The following is a 16,040-nucleotide window of genomic DNA, read 5'->3' as shown; positions in this document are numbered from 1 at the left end:
GGGCTGTCAGTAGCGAGAAGGTGGCTATTTCTTCCCTTTCTTACACTCATCGCTAATGACTTAAGAAAGGACCCGACCATGACTTTTCGCCATTGTGTGGCTGTCGATTTAGGCGCATCCAGCGGCCGTGTAATGCTCGCCACCTGGGACTGTGACCAGCACACCCTTACGCTTCGCGAAATGCACCGTTTCGCCAATTGTCTGCAAAAACAGGTCGGTTTTGTGACCTGGGATATTGATGCGCTGGAGGCGGAGATCCGCACCGGACTTCACAACGTCTGCGAAAACGGTATCCGCATCGACAGTATCGGCATTGATACCTGGGGCGTGGATTACGTGCTGCTGGACAGTCACGGCGAACGCGTTGGCCTGCCCGTCTCCTACCGAGACAGCCGCACCGATGGGCTGATGGCGCACGCCATCGCGCAGCTTGGCAAAGTGAATATCTATGGTCGCAGCGGCATTCAGTTTCTGCCGTTTAACACGCTGTACCAGCTGCGCGCGCTGGTGGAGCAACAGCCAGAGCTGGTTGAAAAGGTGGCGCATGCACTGCTGATCCCGGACTACTTAAGCTATCGTCTGACCGGCAACATGAACTGGGAATACACCAACGCCACCACCACGCAGCTGGTCAATATCAACACCGATAACTGGGATGAACACCTGCTGGCATGGACGGGTGCCTCGCCGTCCTGGTTCGGCGCGCCAACCCATCCAGGCAATGTCATCGGCCAGTGGATTTGCCCGCAGGGGAATGAAATTCCCGTTGTCGCCGTCGCCAGTCACGACACCGCAAGCGCGGTCATTGCCTCGCCGCTCGCCAGCAAAGACGCGGCCTATCTCTCCTCCGGCACCTGGTCGCTGATGGGTTTTGAGAGCAAAACGCCTTACACCAGCGACGCCGCGCTGGCCGCCAATATCACCAACGAAGGCGGTGCCGAAGGACGCTACCGCGTGCTGAAGAACATCATGGGCCTGTGGCTGCTCCAGCGGGTGCTGAAAGAGCAGAACGTCACCGACCTGCCCGCGCTTATCGCGGAAACCGAAAAGCTGAAGGCCTGCACCTTCCTGATTAACCCGAACGACGACCGCTTTATTAACCCGGTGCACATGAGCGCTGAGATCCAGGCCGCCTGTTTTGCCGCGGGGCAGCCGGTACCTTCCCGCCCCGCCGAGCTGGCGCGCTGTATTTTTGACAGCCTCGCCCTGCTCTATGCCGACATCCTGAGCGAGCTGGCTGACCTTCGCGGTAAACCGTTCAGCCAGCTGCACATCGTGGGCGGCGGCTGCCAGAACCAGCTGCTGAACCAGCTCTGCGCCGATGCCTGCGGCATTACCGTGGTGGCAGGTCCCGTAGAGGCTTCCACGCTCGGCAACATTGGCATTCAGTTGATGACGCTGGACGAACTATCAAACGTCGACGATTTCCGTTCGGTGGTGACGGCGAATAACAGCCTGACCACCTTCACCCCCAATCCCTGCCATGACATTGCCCGCTACCGGGCGCAGTTTCAGCAAAAACGACTGACTAAGGAGCTTTGCGCATGACCACTCAACTTGAACAAGCCTGGGACCTGGCTAAACAGCGTTTCGCCGCCGTCGGCGTGGATGTCGAAGAGGCGCTGCGCCAGCTCGACCGTCTGCCCGTCTCCATGCACTGCTGGCAGGGTGATGACGTCGCCGGTTTCGAGAATCCGGGCGGTTCCCTGACGGGTGGCATTCAGGCAACGGGTAACTACCCGGGCAAAGCGCGCAACGCCACCGAACTGCGTGCGGATCTGGAGCTGGCGCTGAGCCTGATCCCGGGGCCAAAACGGCTGAACCTGCACGCGATTTATCTCGAATCCGACGCACCGGTCGCGCGTAACGAAATCAAACCGGAACACTTTAAGAACTGGGTGGAGTGGGCAAAGGCCAACCGGCTGGGACTGGATTTTAACCCGTCCTGCTTCTCGCACCCGCTGAGCGCGGACGGGTTTACCCTTGCACACGCCAACGACGAAATCCGGCAGTTCTGGATCGACCACGTGAAGGCCAGCCGCCGCGTCTCCGCGTATTTTGGCGAGCAGCTCGGCACGCCGTCGGTGATGAATATCTGGATCCCGGACGGCATGAAGGACATCACCGTTGACCGTCTGGCGCCACGCCAGCGCCTGCTGGCCGCGCTGGATGAAGCCATCAGCGAGAAGCTTGATCCGGCGCACCATATCGACGCGGTGGAGAGCAAGCTGTTCGGCATTGGCGCAGAGAGCTACACCGTGGGCTCGAACGAGTTCTACATGGGCTACGCCACCAGCCGCCAGACCGCGCTGTGCCTGGATGCTGGCCACTTCCACCCAACGGAAGTCATCTCCGACAAAATCTCCGCCGCCATGCTCTACGTGCCGCGCCTGCTACTGCACGTCAGCCGTCCGGTGCGCTGGGACAGCGACCACGTGGTCCTGCTGGACGACGAAACCCAGGCGATTGCCAGCGAAATCATCCGCCACGATCTGTTTGACCGCGTGCACATCGGGCTCGACTTCTTCGACGCCTCCATCAACCGCATCGCGGCATGGGTTATCGGCACCCGCAACATGAAAAAAGCCCTGCTGCGTGCCCTGCTGGAGCCAACCGCCGCGCTGAAACAGCTGGAAGAGAGCGGCGATTACACCGCGCGCCTGGCGCTGCTGGAGGAGCAGAAATCCCTGCCGTGGCAGGCGGTGTGGGAGATCTACTGCCAGCGTCACGACGCCCCGGCGGGCAGCCAGTGGCTGGACAACGTGCGGGCGTATGAAAAAGACGTGCTCGCCGCTCGTCAGTAAAAAATATCGCCCGGCGGCGCGTTGCTTGCCGGGCCTACAGGTAAAAGCTGGCCGGGTAAGCGTAACGCCACCCGGTATTTTCAAAGGAAACACTGTATGCAGACCATCACCTCCTCCTGGTTCGTCCAGGGCATGATCAAAGCCACCTCCGACGCCTGGCTGAAGGGCTGGGACGAGCGCAACGGCGGCAACCTCACGCTGCGCCTGGACGATGCGGACATCGAGCCGTACGCCGCCGATTTTCACCAGAAGCCGCGCTATATTGCCCTGAGTCAGCCGATGCCGCTGCTCGCCAACACGCCGTTTATCGTTACCGGTTCCGGCAAGTTCTTCCGTAACGTTCAACTGGACCCGGAAGCCAATCTCGGCGTCGTGAGGGTAGACAGCGACGGCGCGGGATACCACATTCTGTGGGGGCTAACGGACGACGCGGTGCCGACCTCTGAGCTGCCGGCGCACTTCCTCTCCCACTGCGAACGCATCAAGGCGACTGACGGCAAAGACCGCGTGATCATGCACTGCCACGCCACTAACCTGATCGCCCTGACCTACGTGCTGGAAAATAATTCTGATTTCTTTACCCGCAAGCTGTGGGAAGGCAGTACCGAATGCCTGGTGGTCTTCCCGGACGGTGTCGGTATTCTGCCGTGGATGGTGCCGGGCACCGACGAAATCGGTCAGGCGACCGCGACGGATATGCAAAAGCACGCCCTGGTGCTGTGGCCGTTCCACGGCGTCTTCGGCAGCGGTCCGACGCTGGATGAAACCTTCGGCCTGATCGACACCGCCGAGAAATCCGCGGAGGTGCTGGTGAAGGTCTACTCCATGGGCGGCATGAAGCAGACCATCACCCGGGAAGAGCTGATCGCGCTGGGCAAACGTTTTGGCGTTACCCCGATGCAGTCGGCCCTGGATTTATACGCGTAACGCCACAGGCGATAGTTAAGGAGAATTATCATGAGCTTTATGTTGGCACTTCCCAAAATTAGCCTGCATGGCGCGGGTGCAATCGGCGATATGGTCACCCTGGTGGCGACCAGGCAGTGGGGCAAAGCGCTGATTGTCACCGACGGCCAACTGGTGAAACTGGGCCTGCTCGACAGCCTGTTTACCGCGCTGGACGCCCATCAAATGTCATATCACCTGTTCGATGAGGTATTTCCGAACCCGACGGAAGCGCTGGTGCAAAAAGGATTTGCGGCTTACCAGGACGCGGAGTGTGATTACGTGATTGCCTTTGGCGGCGGCAGCCCGATTGATACCGCCAAGGCGATTAAAATCCTCACCGCTAATCCAGGCCCGTCTACCGATTACTCCGGCGTCGGCAAGGTGAAAAACGCAGGCGTGCCGCTGGTGGCGATCAACACTACCGCAGGCACCGCGGCAGAGATGACCAGCAATGCGGTGATCATCGACTCCGCGCGTCAGGTGAAAGAGGTGATTATCGACCCGAACATCATCCCGGATATTGCCGTGGACGATGCCAGCGTGATGCTTGATATTCCGGCCTCCGTGACCGCGGCGACCGGTATGGATGCGTTAACGCACGCCATTGAAGCCTACGTGTCCGTTGGCGCGCACCCGCTGACCGATGCCAACGCGCTGGAAGCGATTCGCCTGATCAGCCTCTGGCTGCCGAAAGCGGTCGACGACGGTCATAACCTGGAAGCGCGCGAGCAGATGGCGTTTGGTCAGTACCTGGCAGGTATGGCGTTTAACAGCGCCGGGCTGGGGCTGGTACATGCTCTGGCGCACCAGCCGGGCGCAACGCACAACCTGCCGCATGGCGTGTGCAACGCCATCCTGCTGCCGATCATCGAAAACTTTAACCGCCCGAACGCGGTCGCGCGTTTTGCCCGCGTGGCGCTGGCAATGGGCGTCGATACCCGAGGGATGAGCGATGTAGCCGCCAGCATGTCCGCCATTCAGGCGATTCGCGACCTGAGCGCCCGCGTCGGCATTCCGTCAGGCTTCAGCCAGCTCGGCGTCACCAAAGCCGATATCGAAGGCTGGCTGGATAAAGCCCTCGCCGATCCGTGTGCGCCGTGTAACCCACGCACCGCCAGCCGCGATGAAGTCCGCGAGCTGTACCTGGAGGCATTATGATCCGCAAAGCGTTTGTGATGCAGGTAAACCCGGACGCGCACGAGGAGTACGCGCGTCGACACAATCCGATTTGGCCCGAACTGGAAGCGGTGTTGAAAGACCACGGCGCACACCACTACGCCATTTACCTCGATAAAGCACGCAACCTGCTGTTTGCGACGGTGGAGATTGAGTCGGAGGAGCGCTGGAACGCGGTGGCGAATACCGACGTGTGCCAGCGCTGGTGGAAATATATGGCTGACGTCATGCCGTCGAACCCGGATAACAGCCCGGTGAGCGCCGGGCTGAAAGAGGTGTTTTACCTGGAGTGATGCGTTAACGCTGCCGCCCCTGTGGTGGCAGCAATCTCCCGCCTGCTGCTCAGCGTAAACGCCGACACCACCGTAATCGCCAGCACGAAACAGCCCAGCATCAGATACGTCTCCTGAAAGCCGATCCGGTCATACATATTTCCGGCAAAGGCGGAGAGGAAAATCGCTGCCGACTGTTTGGCAAACTGGAAGCCAATCAGGTAGATGGTGGCCGACAGGCGCGTATCAAACACTCCGGTAATGTATTTGAATGCCCCCACCAGCAGGAACGGGACTTCCAGGGCGTGCAACATCTTGAGGGCGATGACTTCCATGGCGGTGGTGGCAAACGACGAGCCGATAATGCGCGTCGCCATAATCACCCCGGCGATCAGCAGCGTGTTCTTCGCGCCGATGCGGTTAATGATCCACGGCGAGCAGAACATGATGATGGCGTTACAAATCTCCCCCGCCGTGGTGGCAAAACCAAAGGCGCGGGTCCCTTCCTGCGGCGTGGCGAAGAAGGTTTTAAAGAAGGTGGCAAACTGCTGGTCGAAAACGTCATACACGCAGGCCACGCCAACCACGTACAGGATGAACATCCACATTCTGCGCTGGCGGAACAGGTTGAACACGGTTTTAGCGGTGATTTGCGGCTGGTTCGCGCCCAGGGCGTTCATCACCTGCGCCGTCTGGTTGGGCTTCGGTTTCGCGACCACCAGCAACAGCATCAGCAAAAGTGCCGCCGCCGATCCCATCCAGAAAACATACGACGGATCGATGCCGAACAGGATGCCGCCCGTTGAGGCGCACAAGCCCCAGCCGAGGCAGCCAAACATGCGCGCCTTGCCGTACTCAAAGAAGCTGTTGCGGCTCACGCGTTCAATGTAGGCCTCAATCGCCCCGGATCCGGCTGAAAAAACAAAGCCGATATACAGCCCGCCGCTCAGCGCGCCCAGCCAGATATTCGTTTTCAACAGTGGCGCGAAGACGTACAGGAAAAACGGCGCGAACAGAAACAGCAGCACCGAGATGATCCACAGCAGGTGTTTTTTCAGCCCCAGCTTGTCCGAAATGACGCCCAGCACCGGCTGGAACGCGATGGCCGACAGCGAGATGCAGGAGAAGACAATCCCGGTATGGGTTTTGTTCAGACCGATGATGTCCGACAGCCAGATCGGCAGGAACGGAAAGCAGGTGGCCATGATGAAGAAGTAGAGAAAGAAGAACAGCCCGAAGATCCAGAAGTTAGGGTTGTCTTTGTGGGTACAGGTTGTTGTGTTCATTATTTTTATCCTCAACGGAGGGCCGGTTGCCCGGCCCGTCACCTTTACACGCGTTCCACGCCAATCAGAATGGCGGTTTCCGGATCCAGAATCGGCAGCGCAATACCCGCCCGCATCAGCCATTCGCCGCTTGCCGTTTGCGGTGCTTCCATCCACGCTGGCAGCTTGCGCATGGTGTGCCCGCCCTCGCCCGTGATCTGAATGTTCGGGTGATCCAGCAGCGTGATGCGGTACTGTGCGCTGGCGTCTAACCCCGGCATGCGCAGCGGCATCATCAGGGTGTAATCCGGCATCGCGAGCTGGCTGACCAAAAATAGCCCCTGCGTTTTGTCTTCACTCACTATACCCTGCGCCAGCGTGGTGGCATCCGGCATGTCCACGCGCCACTGGGTACCGCGATGAATCACCTCACGCCACCGCTTATACAGCGCGGCATAATGGCGATAGCCCTCACGCTCCTGCGCATCGACGGTGAGCGGATCCAGCTCCAGCCCCATATGCCCAAACAGCGCCGTCAGCCCACGGAAAGCGATGCTGTGCTGGCGGAAGGTGGCGTGACATTTATGATGACCGATATGCGCCCCCATCACCTCCGGCGGGAAGAAATAGCTCATGCCGCGCTGGATCGTGTTGCGCTCCAGCGCGTCGTTGTTGTCGGAAGCCCAGAAACGATGGCTGCGGGTCAGCACTTCATAATCGATTCGCCCCCCGCCGGAGGAGCAGGATTCAAATTCAATGTGCGGAAAACGCTCGCCCAGCACGTCCAGCAGGCGGTAAAACTGGCGGGTCTGCGCGTCGGCGGCGGCTTTACCGTTGTGCCCGGGCTGCACCAGTTCGCGGTTCATGTCCCATTTCACGTAGTCAACCTCGTGCTCGCCCAGCAGCCAGCTCATGCGCTCTACGAGATAATCAAAGGCCTCTGGGATGTTGAGATTAAGCACCAGCTGGTGCCGTCCGGTCGCCTGGGGATAGCCCGGCAGCGCCAGCACCCAGTCAGGATGCGCGCGATACAGATCGGAATCCGGGTTAATCATCTCCGGCTCGATCCAGATGCCAAACTCCATGCCGAGCCGTTTAACGTGACTGATTACCGGCGTCAGGCCGTTCGGGTATTTTTTCTCATCCAGGTACCAGTCGCCCAGCGCGGCATGGTCGTCGTTGCGGCCTTTGAACCAGCCGTCGTCAATGATAAAGCGCTCCACACCCAGCGCGGCGGCCTCGTCGGCCATGCGCATGATGTACTCCGGATCGTGGCTGAAGTAGATCCCCTCCCAGGTATTGAGGTGTACCGGGCGCGGTTTGTTTTCCGGGAAGCGGATGATGCTGTCGCGCAGGTAGCGGTGGAACTGCTGGCTCATGCCGTTCAGCCCGTGCGGGGAGTAGCTGGCATACAGGCGCGGCGTCCAGAGCGTTTCGCCCTCTTCAATCGCCATTTCACCCGGCAGGTAGAGCGCTTCGGCCTGTATATAACGGCGACCATCGGTTTTCGCTTCGGCGCGCAGGCGGTGGTTGCCGCTCCAGCCCAGATGCACGCCCCAGACGTCGCCCTGCATTTCGCTGAACGATGGCGTACCGGCGATCAGCGCCGGGAAATGTTCGTGGGACGTTTTACCCCGACGGTTTTCAATGATAAAGCTGTCGTGTTCAAGCGTGACGCGGTGCGGCTGAAATTCTCTGATCCAGCGTCCGTGAAAGGCCATAACCTCCTGCGCGCGCTCGGCCACCGGCAGCGTGACAGCGAATCGGTCCACCTGCCACGCCAGCGCTTTCAGGTTGGTTAACCCATGGCGCACCACCAGCACGCCGCTGGCCTGCAGCGTCAGCTCGCTGGTCAGACGCAGTCCCGCGCATTCATCTTCGGCGGTTATCGTCAGGGTGTTTACGTCCTGCTGCACCTGCGTGGTTTTAAACACCGGGGAACCGTCCAGCCCCTGGCGATGCCCCTCAATACCTGGCGAGCCAAACAGCCCGTGCCCCAGCTCGGCCATCAGCGTTACCGGGGAGTCCACATCCAGCCTGCCGTTTGCCACCGGCCGCACCAGCGTAGTGACATTCTGCGGCGAAAAGTGCTGAAGATGCGGTCCCCAGTAGAGAATTTCGGCGAACGGTTGGGTTTTTATCACCACATCAACGGTGGTGCTTTCGAGTCGTAAAATGGCATCTTGCATCAGACATCTCCTGTCGTCGGGATGTCTTGAGTGTTGATCCGAAACGTTTCGGATACAAACCAAAACGTTTCGGATCTGTGATCGGGTTTGGAAATTTACGCGGTTTAGGCCGTCTGGCCCGGGAAGAATTCGGGCTGCCAGAGCACCTGGAGCCGTTCGACGTCGTCGCCGTTAATCAGCTGGCGCACCATATCGGCAATCTGTTTCCCGACGCCCTGACGAGTGGACTGGATCACTGCCGCCACGTCAGCATCAACGATGCTGTCCTGCGGAAGTCCGTCATAAACCACCAGCGCAACGGCGTTCTCGCCTGTCAGGCGGCCCAGTTCCGCCAGCGCCATCGCCGCGCCGTCGCCGTGGGTGTTGCAGTCGGTAATGATGGCCGTGGGGGGCTGCGGCAGGGAGAGAAGTTCTTTCGTGGTGGCATACCCCACGCGGCGCGAAGGGGGCATAGCGCGCAGCCATTCGCTGGAGAGCCCGGCTTCCCGCAGCGCGTCCAGGTAGCCCTGTCGCCGCTGGGTGATGAATGCCTGATTATTGCTTTCGCCCAGCAGGGCGATGCGCTGATGGCCTTTCTCAATCAACCAGCGGGTGGCCTGGTACGTGCCAGCATAGTTGTCGAAGTCGAACCATGCGTACGGCTGCGGCAGCTGGCTGCGGCCAAGCGCCAGAAAAGGGAATCCGACGGCCTGCAGCTGTTCAAGTCGCGGATCGCGATCGAGCGTGTGGGCCACAATCAGCGCATCCACGCGGCGGCTTTGCACCATGCGCATATAGCTGTGCTTATCCGCCAGATCATCGTCGGCGATGAGCTGCAGGTCGATCTCATGTCGCGCCAGTTCGTGGCTAATTTCGCCGACCATGTCCATAAAAACGCTGTTATTGAGCGGAACAGGATGCACGGGAAAAACGAGGCCGACAGCATCGATTTTGCCCATCTTCAGGCGGCGCGCAAACGTATTAGGTCGGTAACCACGGCGCTGAGCCTCCGCCTCCACGCGGGCGCGCGTCTCAGCAGACACATCGTCATACCCGTTGAGGGCGCGGCTGACGGTAGTGACGGACAGCCCCAGTTCTTTAGCAATGGCTTTGAGCGACATGATTTTCCGTATCTTCGTTAATTTTGTTCCGCCACCAGAAGGGCGTGGGTGTCTGGCTCCAGCGCCTTAAAGATATGCGGCTGATCGGCAGGGTAGCAAATGTAATCGCCCGGGCCGAGTTCTTCCGCGGCGTCGATCAGGCCGACCATCGCCCGCCCCTGGGTCACGATAATGTGCTCAACCGACCCCGGCGGATGCGGCTGGGAAATACGGTCTGCCCCCGGCTGCGTCAGCAGCAGATAGATATCACGACGCGCGCCCGGCGGACACGCCGCCAGCAAAATCGCCTCGTAGTTTGCCTGCCCGGCAACCACCTTGGTGCCCTCGCCGCGGCGGATCACCTGCGTGACGGGCTGCTGCGGTTCCAGTAACCGGGCAAACGGAATATCCAGCGCCACGCAAAGCGACCAGAGCGTCTCCAGGCTAGGATTGCCGTTGCCAGACTCCAGCTGAGAAAGCGTAGATTTGGCGATCCCGGCACGGCGGGCAATTTCCGCCAGTGACAGCCCGGTTCGCAGGCGTTCCCGCACCAGGCTTTTGGCGATCACGCTGATTGGCTGCGTCATAAAAACGGCCTCTGTCTCTCTATAACGAACGATTCGTTCATCTTGTAAAACGATTTTGATGCGTTCATTATAATGGAAATACGTTCGATATGGCTAAAATGATATGAAGAATCCCCTCTCTTGCCTGAAAGGCGACACGATAAAAGCGATAATTTTGGTCTGCCTCGCGGTAGGCGTGGTCGGCATGTCTTACGGCTCCCTGGCGATGGCCTACGGTTTTCCGCTGTGGGTGCCGTTTGTGCTTTCCCTCACGGTGCTGGCGGGCGCATCCGAGTTTATGTTTATCGGCATTGTGGCAAGCGGAGGTAACCCGCTGGCGGCAGCGGCCGCCGGTTTGCTGGTCAACGCGCGCCATGTGCCGTTTGGCGTGACGGTGCGTGAACTGGTGGGCAAACGGGGTTTGAGCTATCTCGGCTGTCACATCATGAACGATGAAAGCGTAGTGTTTGGCCTGTCGCAAAAAACGCCCGAGCAGCGTAAAGCGGCCTACTGGCTGTGCGGTTTAGGCGTGGCGATTATCTGGCCGGTGGGGGCGCTGCTGGGTGCCATGGTCGGTAAACTGCTGCCGGACCCGGAGACCATCGGGCTGGACGCGGTGTTTCCGGCGATCCTGCTGGCGTTAGTGGTACCCGCGTTTAAAAACCGTACCACGCTGATCCGCGCCTGCAGCGGTGCCGCGCTATCACTGGCTGCCGTGCCGTTTGCCCCGGTGGGTTTACCGGTTCTGCTCTCGTTACTCGGTCTCGCTGCGAGGAAAAAATAATGGGAAACATGACGTTTTTTATTCTCGGCATCGCCATTCTTTCTGCCGGAACCTACCTGATGCGTCTCGGCGGGGCAAAGCTGGGCAACCGGCTGGCGCTTTCTGAACGATCGCAGGCGCTGCTTTCCGATGCGGCTACCGTTTTGCTGTTCTCCGTCGCGCTGGCGACCACGTTTTATGAAGGGGAACATTTTGCGGGCATGGCGCGCGTGCTGGGCGTGGGGTTCGCGGTGTTTCTGGCATGGCGAAAAATGCCGTTAATTGTGGTGATCGTCGCGGCGGCGGTGGTGACGGCGCTGCTGCGTCTGGCGGGTATAAATTAAAAAAGCGCCCCAGGGGCGCTCTTTCGACGGTATAGCGAAATTATTTGTTCAGTTCAGCGGTCATGTGTACGCGGTTACCGGTGAACGCCTGGGTAATTTTGTAGGATGACGCGCCCGCTTCCTGAGCCTGAGCCGCGATTTTCGCTTCTGCGCTATCAATGGTGGAAGCAGAGGCGGTCACTGTCTGTGCAGCGAAAGAACCGAAAGAAACAGCCAGAGCGATTACAGCGACAAAAGTTTTGATGCTTTTCATGATATAAACCCTTTCATTAAGTTGTTTAGGTAAGGCACCGTGCCTTGATGAGATAAATACTAGCCCTCATCCTGAACAACTAAAAGCGGAAGGATTTGCTATTATCGTTCAAAATTACTGATCAACCATTAACCGCTGCGGATGGGTATAAATTGTCGCCCTGCCCGGCTTGCAGAACCCCACCAGCGTCAGATTGCAGCGCTCCGCCACCTCCACCGCCAGCGTGGTTGCCGCCGACACCGCAAACAGAATTTCCACGCCGCACATCGCGGACTTCTGCACCATCTCATAGCTGGCGCGGCTGGAAACAAGCGCCGCGCCCTGCTGCCAGAGATCGCTCTCCCCCGCACGACGGCCTAATAGCTTGTCGAGCGCGACGTGGCGGCCCACGTCCTCATGCCCTCCAGCAATATCTCCTGACGGCAATACCCACGCCGCCGCGTGCGTGCAGCCGCTCAGTTGGCCGATGGGCTGAACATCGTTGAGATTTTCCAGCGCACGGTCGAGATGCGCCAGATTGAAGGTCTGGGTAAACGGCAGTGGCGCAACGGGCTTGCCAATATCATTAAGCTGCTCAACACCACAGACACCGCACCCGGTACGCCCGGCCAGCGCGCGGCGGCGCTCTTTCAGCCCCATAAAGCGGCGGCTGGAGAGTTCGATTTGCACTTCAAGACCGTTACACGCCTGAACCACGTCCATGCCGTAGATCTCCTGCGGGTGCGCAATGATGCCTTCCGAAAGGGAAAAACCGATGGCGAACAGTTCGAGATCTTTGGGTGAGGCCATCATCACCACGTGCGAAATACCGTTGTAAACGAGGGCAACGGGCACTTCTTCAGCCAGAAAATCGGGGGTGGCATGGGTAATGTGGGGCGGTCTGCGTACCGACATTTCCACAATGCCCGCAGGCAGTGGCGATGAGCGGGTAGCACGGTTTTGTTTAGACACAGCGGTATTCCTGAACAACCACGGAAGTAAGCCTGCTATTGCAGCATAAACCGCAGGCCTTACGCATAGTATGGATCAACTTTTCGACACTCATTGTCCTACTCATTAAGAAGAGGTGCAACCCGGCCCCCGCTACACCCCTTTAACATGCAGAGCTTATAGTGTGATCATTGTCACACTTTATAATCAACACAGTGATAATACGTTCACTTTGTATTAACGCCGTTGGAACAGGTATACCGACATTGTGGTATTCTGATGATATCCCTCGGAGAAATGAGGGATTAACGCAAATTTTTCTCCTTTGCGGTCAATTCTCAACCGCGAAGTTAAAACTACATATATAAGCAATGTCGAACAAGGAGTGACCCATGCAGGTCAGCAGAAGGCAGTTCTTTAAGATCTGCGCTGGCGGTATGGCAGGCACCACGGCGGCGGCACTGGGCTTTGCGCCCGGCGTAGCGCTGGCGGAAACGCGGCAGTACAAACTGCTGCGCACCCGCGAAACCCGTAACACCTGTACGTACTGCTCCGTCGGCTGTGGGCTGTTGATGTATAGCCTCGGCGACGGTGCGAAAAACGCCAAAGCGTCTATTTTCCATATCGAAGGCGACCCGGACCATCCGGTCAACCGCGGCGCGCTGTGTCCGAAAGGGGCCGGTCTGGTGGACTTTATCCACTCCGAAAGCCGTCTGAAATTCCCGGAATATCGCGCACCTGGCTCCGATAAATGGCAGCAAATCAGCTGGGAAGAGGCGTTTGACCGCATCGCAAAACATATTAAAGAAGACCGCGATGCCAACTTTATTGAGAAGAACGCCGACGGCGTCACGGTCAACCGCTGGCTCTCCACCGGGATGCTGTGTGCTTCTGCCTCCAGCAACGAAACCGGCTATTTAACCCAGAAATTTACGCGCGCACTCGGTATGCTCGCGGTCGACAACCAGGCGCGTGTCTGACACGGACCAACGGTAGCAAGTCTTGCTCCAACATTTGGTCGCGGTGCGATGACCAACCACTGGGTCGACATCAAGAACGCCAACCTCATTGTGGTGATGGGCGGTAACGCCGCTGAAGCGCACCCTGTCGGGTTCCGCTGGGCGATGGAAGCCAAAATCCACAACGGTGCGAAACTGATTGTGATCGATCCCCGCTTTACGCGTACTGCGTCAGTGGCGGATTTCTACACCCCTATTCGTTCAGGTACTGACATCACTTTCCTGTCAGGCGTACTGCTGTACCTGATGACCAACGAAAAATATAACCGCGAGTACACCGAAGCCTATACCAACGCCAGCCTGATCGTGCGTGAGGATTACCACTTCGAAGATGGCCTGTTCAGCGGTTATGACGCGGAAAAACGCAAGTACGACAAAACCAGCTGGAACTACGAGCTGGATGAGAAAGGCTTTGCGAAGCGCGACACCACTCTTCAACACCCGCGCTGCGTATGGAACCTGCTGAAAGAGCACGTTTCCCGCTACACGCCGGACGTTGTCGAGAACATCTGCGGCACGCCGAAAGCAGACTTCCTGAAGGTCTGCGAGCTGATCGCGGAGACCAGCGCGAAGGACAAAACCGCGTCGTTCCTGTATGCACTCGGCTGGACGCAGCACTCCATCGGCGCGCAGAACATCCGTACCATGGCAATGGTGCAGCTGCTGCTCGGCAACATGGGGATGGCAGGCGGCGGCGTGAACGCCCTGCGCGGTCACTCCAACATTCAGGGTCTGACCGACCTCGGCCTGCTGTCTCAGAGCCTGACGGGTTACATGAACCTGCCGAGCGAGAAACAGACTGACCTGCAGACCTACCTGACGGCCAGCACGCCAAAACCGCTGCTCGAAGGCCAGGTGAACTACTGGGGCAACTATCCGAAGTTCTTCGTCTCGCTGATGAAAGCCTTCTACGGCGACAAAGCGACGGCGGAAAACAGCTGGGGCTTTGACTGGCTGCCGAAGTGGGACAAAGGTTACGACGTTCTCCAGTACTTCGAAATGATGCACCAGGGCCAGGTCAACGGCTATATCTGCCAGGGCTTTAACCCGGTGGCGTCGTTCCCGAACAAGAACAAGGTTGTTGAATCCCTCTCGAAGCTGAAGTTCCTGGTGACGATTGACCCGCTCAACACCGAGACCTCGACCTTCTGGCAGAACCACGGTGAGTCGAACGACGTCGATCCGTCGAAGATTCAGACCGAAGTGTTCCGCCTGCCGTCTACCTGCTTCGCGGAAGAGAACGGTTCTATCGTCAACTCCGGCCGCTGGCTGCAGTGGCACTGGAAAGGCGCGGACGCCCCGGGCATCGCCATGAACGACGGCGAGATCCTGGCCGGTATCTTCTTACGCCTGCGTAAGATGTATGCAGCAGAAGGCGGCGCGAACCCTGAGCCGGTGCTGAACATGACCTGGAACTACTCGACGCCGGAAAATCCTGCGCCGGAAGAAGTGGCCATGGAGAGCAACGGTAAGGCGCTGGCGGACGTTATCGACCCGGTCACCGGCGCGGTTCTGGCGAAGAAAGGCGACCAGCTCAGCACCTTCGCGCACCTGCGCGATGACGGTACCACCTCCAGCGGCTGCTGGATCTTTGCCGGTAGCTGGACGCCGAAAGGCAACCAGATGGCCAACCGTGACAACGCCGACCCGTCGGGCCTCGGCAATACGCTGGGCTGGGCATGGGCATGGCCGCTGAACCGCCGCATCCTCTATAACCGTGCCTCCGCTGATCCGCAGGGTAACCCGTGGGATCCGAAGCGTCAGCTTCTGAAGTGGGACGGCGCGAAATGGGGCGGCGTGGATATTCCGGACTACAGCACTGCCGCACCAGGCAGCGACGTTGGGCCGTTTATCATGCAGCCTGAAGGGATGGGCCGTCTGTTTGCTATCGATAAGATGGCGGAAGGGCCGTTCCCGGAACACTACGAGCCGTTTGAGACGCCGCTGGGCACCAACCCGCTGCACCCGAACGTGGTCTCTAACCCGGCAGCGCGTATCTTCAAGGGCGACTTTGAAGCGCTGGGTAAAAAAGACAAGTTCCCGTACGTGGGCACCACTTACCGTCTGACCGAACACTTCCACTACTGGACCAAGCACGCGCTGCTTAACGCCATCGCGCAGCCGGAACAGTTTGTGGAGATCGGCGAGAAGCTGGCGAACAAGCTCGGCATTGCCCATGGCGATACCGTGAAGGTCTCCTCTAACCGCGGCTACATCAAGGCCAAGGCGGTGGTGACCAAGCGTATTCGCACGCTGAACGTTCACGGTCAGCAGGTGGATACCATCGGCATCCCAATTCACTGGGGCTATGAGGGCGTGGCGAAGAAAGGGTTCATTGCGAACACCCTGACGCCGTTCGTCGGTGATGCGAACACGCAGACGCCGGAGTTTAAGGCCTTCCTTGTGAACGTGGAAAAGGTGTAACGGAGACG

Annotated in this window: 14 protein-coding genes; 8 read left to right on the top strand and 6 right to left on the bottom strand. The window is 59.0% G+C overall.

All coding sequences use genetic code 11. The features are described from left to right. The first annotated feature begins 78 nt into the window (after nt 1-78). The 5 genes from rhaB to rhaM all read left to right on the top strand — a co-directional run bounded on the left by rhaB (nt 79) and on the right by rhaM (nt 5,221). Complete coding sequence (gene rhaB, locus IM273_RS11160; RefSeq protein WP_193051015.1) at nt 79-1,548, top strand: rhamnulokinase; 1,470 nt, start codon at nt 79-81, stop codon at nt 1,546-1,548. Beyond that, the gene (gene rhaA / locus IM273_RS11155; RefSeq protein WP_193051017.1) at nt 1,545-2,804 is read left to right on the top strand and encodes an L-rhamnose isomerase; all 1,260 of its coding nucleotides are present in this window, start codon (nt 1,545-1,547) and stop codon (nt 2,802-2,804) included. The genes rhaB and rhaA overlap by 4 nt, the downstream gene beginning before the upstream one ends. Before the next feature lie 96 nt (nt 2,805-2,900). Then, nucleotides 2,901-3,731: a rhamnulose-1-phosphate aldolase gene (gene rhaD, locus IM273_RS11150; RefSeq protein WP_193051019.1), complete on the top strand. Its 831-nt coding sequence runs from the start codon at nt 2,901-2,903 to the stop codon at nt 3,729-3,731. A gap of 30 nt (nt 3,732-3,761) precedes the next feature. Continuing rightward, nucleotides 3,762-4,910 carry a lactaldehyde reductase gene (gene fucO / locus IM273_RS11145; RefSeq protein WP_193051021.1) on the top strand — a complete coding sequence of 383 codons (1,149 nt, stop codon included), beginning with the start codon at nt 3,762-3,764 and terminating at the stop codon, nt 4,908-4,910. Beyond that, nucleotides 4,907-5,221 carry an L-rhamnose mutarotase gene (rhaM, locus tag IM273_RS11140; RefSeq protein ID WP_193051023.1) on the top strand — a complete coding sequence of 105 codons (315 nt, stop codon included), beginning with the start codon at nt 4,907-4,909 and terminating at the stop codon, nt 5,219-5,221. The genes fucO and rhaM overlap by 4 nt, the downstream gene beginning before the upstream one ends. Here the strand turns inward: rhaM and IM273_RS11135 are convergent. From IM273_RS11135 to IM273_RS11120, 4 genes are all read right to left on the bottom strand, one after another. Beyond that, the gene (locus tag IM273_RS11135; protein ID WP_193051025.1) at nt 5,209-6,486 is read right to left on the bottom strand and encodes an MFS transporter; all 1,278 of its coding nucleotides are present in this window, start codon (nt 6,484-6,486) and stop codon (nt 5,209-5,211) included. The two genes, rhaM and IM273_RS11135, sit on opposite strands and share 13 nt — an antisense overlap. Nucleotides 6,487-6,530: 44 nt before the next feature. Continuing rightward, nucleotides 6,531-8,654: an alpha-galactosidase gene (locus IM273_RS11130; protein WP_126327351.1), complete on the bottom strand. Its 2,124-nt coding sequence runs from the start codon at nt 8,652-8,654 to the stop codon at nt 6,531-6,533. A gap of 104 nt (nt 8,655-8,758) precedes the next feature. After that, entirely contained in the window at nt 8,759-9,754 is a 996-nt protein-coding gene (locus tag IM273_RS11125; protein ID WP_193051027.1) for a LacI family DNA-binding transcriptional regulator, read from the bottom strand. Nucleotides 9,755-9,771: 17 nt separating this feature from the next. After that, the gene (locus IM273_RS11120) at nt 9,772-10,320 is read right to left on the bottom strand and encodes a helix-turn-helix domain-containing protein (protein WP_003861973.1); all 549 of its coding nucleotides are present in this window, start codon (nt 10,318-10,320) and stop codon (nt 9,772-9,774) included. Between the two features lie 103 nt (nt 10,321-10,423). On the opposite strand from IM273_RS11120, the gene IM273_RS11115 reads away from it, so the two are divergent. Beyond that, nucleotides 10,424-11,083: an AzlC family ABC transporter permease gene (locus IM273_RS11115; RefSeq protein ID WP_028014867.1), complete on the top strand. Its 660-nt coding sequence runs from the start codon at nt 10,424-10,426 to the stop codon at nt 11,081-11,083. Then, on the top strand, nt 11,083-11,406 hold the full coding sequence (locus IM273_RS11110) for an AzlD domain-containing protein (protein WP_028014868.1): 324 nt from the start codon (nt 11,083-11,085) through the stop codon (nt 11,404-11,406). Before IM273_RS11115 ends, IM273_RS11110 begins: the two co-directional genes overlap by 1 nt. Before the next feature lie 40 nt (nt 11,407-11,446). Here the strand turns inward: IM273_RS11110 and IM273_RS11105 are convergent, their stop codons facing one another. After that, nucleotides 11,447-11,659: a DUF1471 domain-containing protein gene (locus IM273_RS11105; RefSeq protein ID WP_193051029.1), complete on the bottom strand. Its 213-nt coding sequence runs from the start codon at nt 11,657-11,659 to the stop codon at nt 11,447-11,449. Nucleotides 11,660-11,773: 114 nt separating this feature from the next. After that, the gene (gene fdhD, locus IM273_RS11100) at nt 11,774-12,610 is read right to left on the bottom strand and encodes a formate dehydrogenase accessory sulfurtransferase FdhD (RefSeq protein WP_047366787.1); all 837 of its coding nucleotides are present in this window, start codon (nt 12,608-12,610) and stop codon (nt 11,774-11,776) included. A 371-nt stretch (nt 12,611-12,981) separates the two neighbouring features. On the opposite strand from fdhD, the gene fdnG reads away from it, so the two are divergent. Further along, a complete protein-coding gene (gene fdnG, locus IM273_RS11095) occupies nt 12,982-16,032 on the top strand; it encodes a formate dehydrogenase-N subunit alpha (protein ID WP_120266897.1) in 3,051 nt (1,016 codons plus the stop codon). The last annotated feature ends 8 nt before the right edge of the window (nt 16,033-16,040 follow it).

Origin of the sequence: Enterobacter cloacae complex sp. P13B, assembly GCF_014895915.1 — a bacterium.
GTDB classification, from domain to species: Bacteria; Pseudomonadota; Gammaproteobacteria; order Enterobacterales; family Enterobacteriaceae; genus Enterobacter; species Enterobacter bugandensis.
This window is presented reverse-complemented; position numbering and strand designations above follow the sequence as displayed.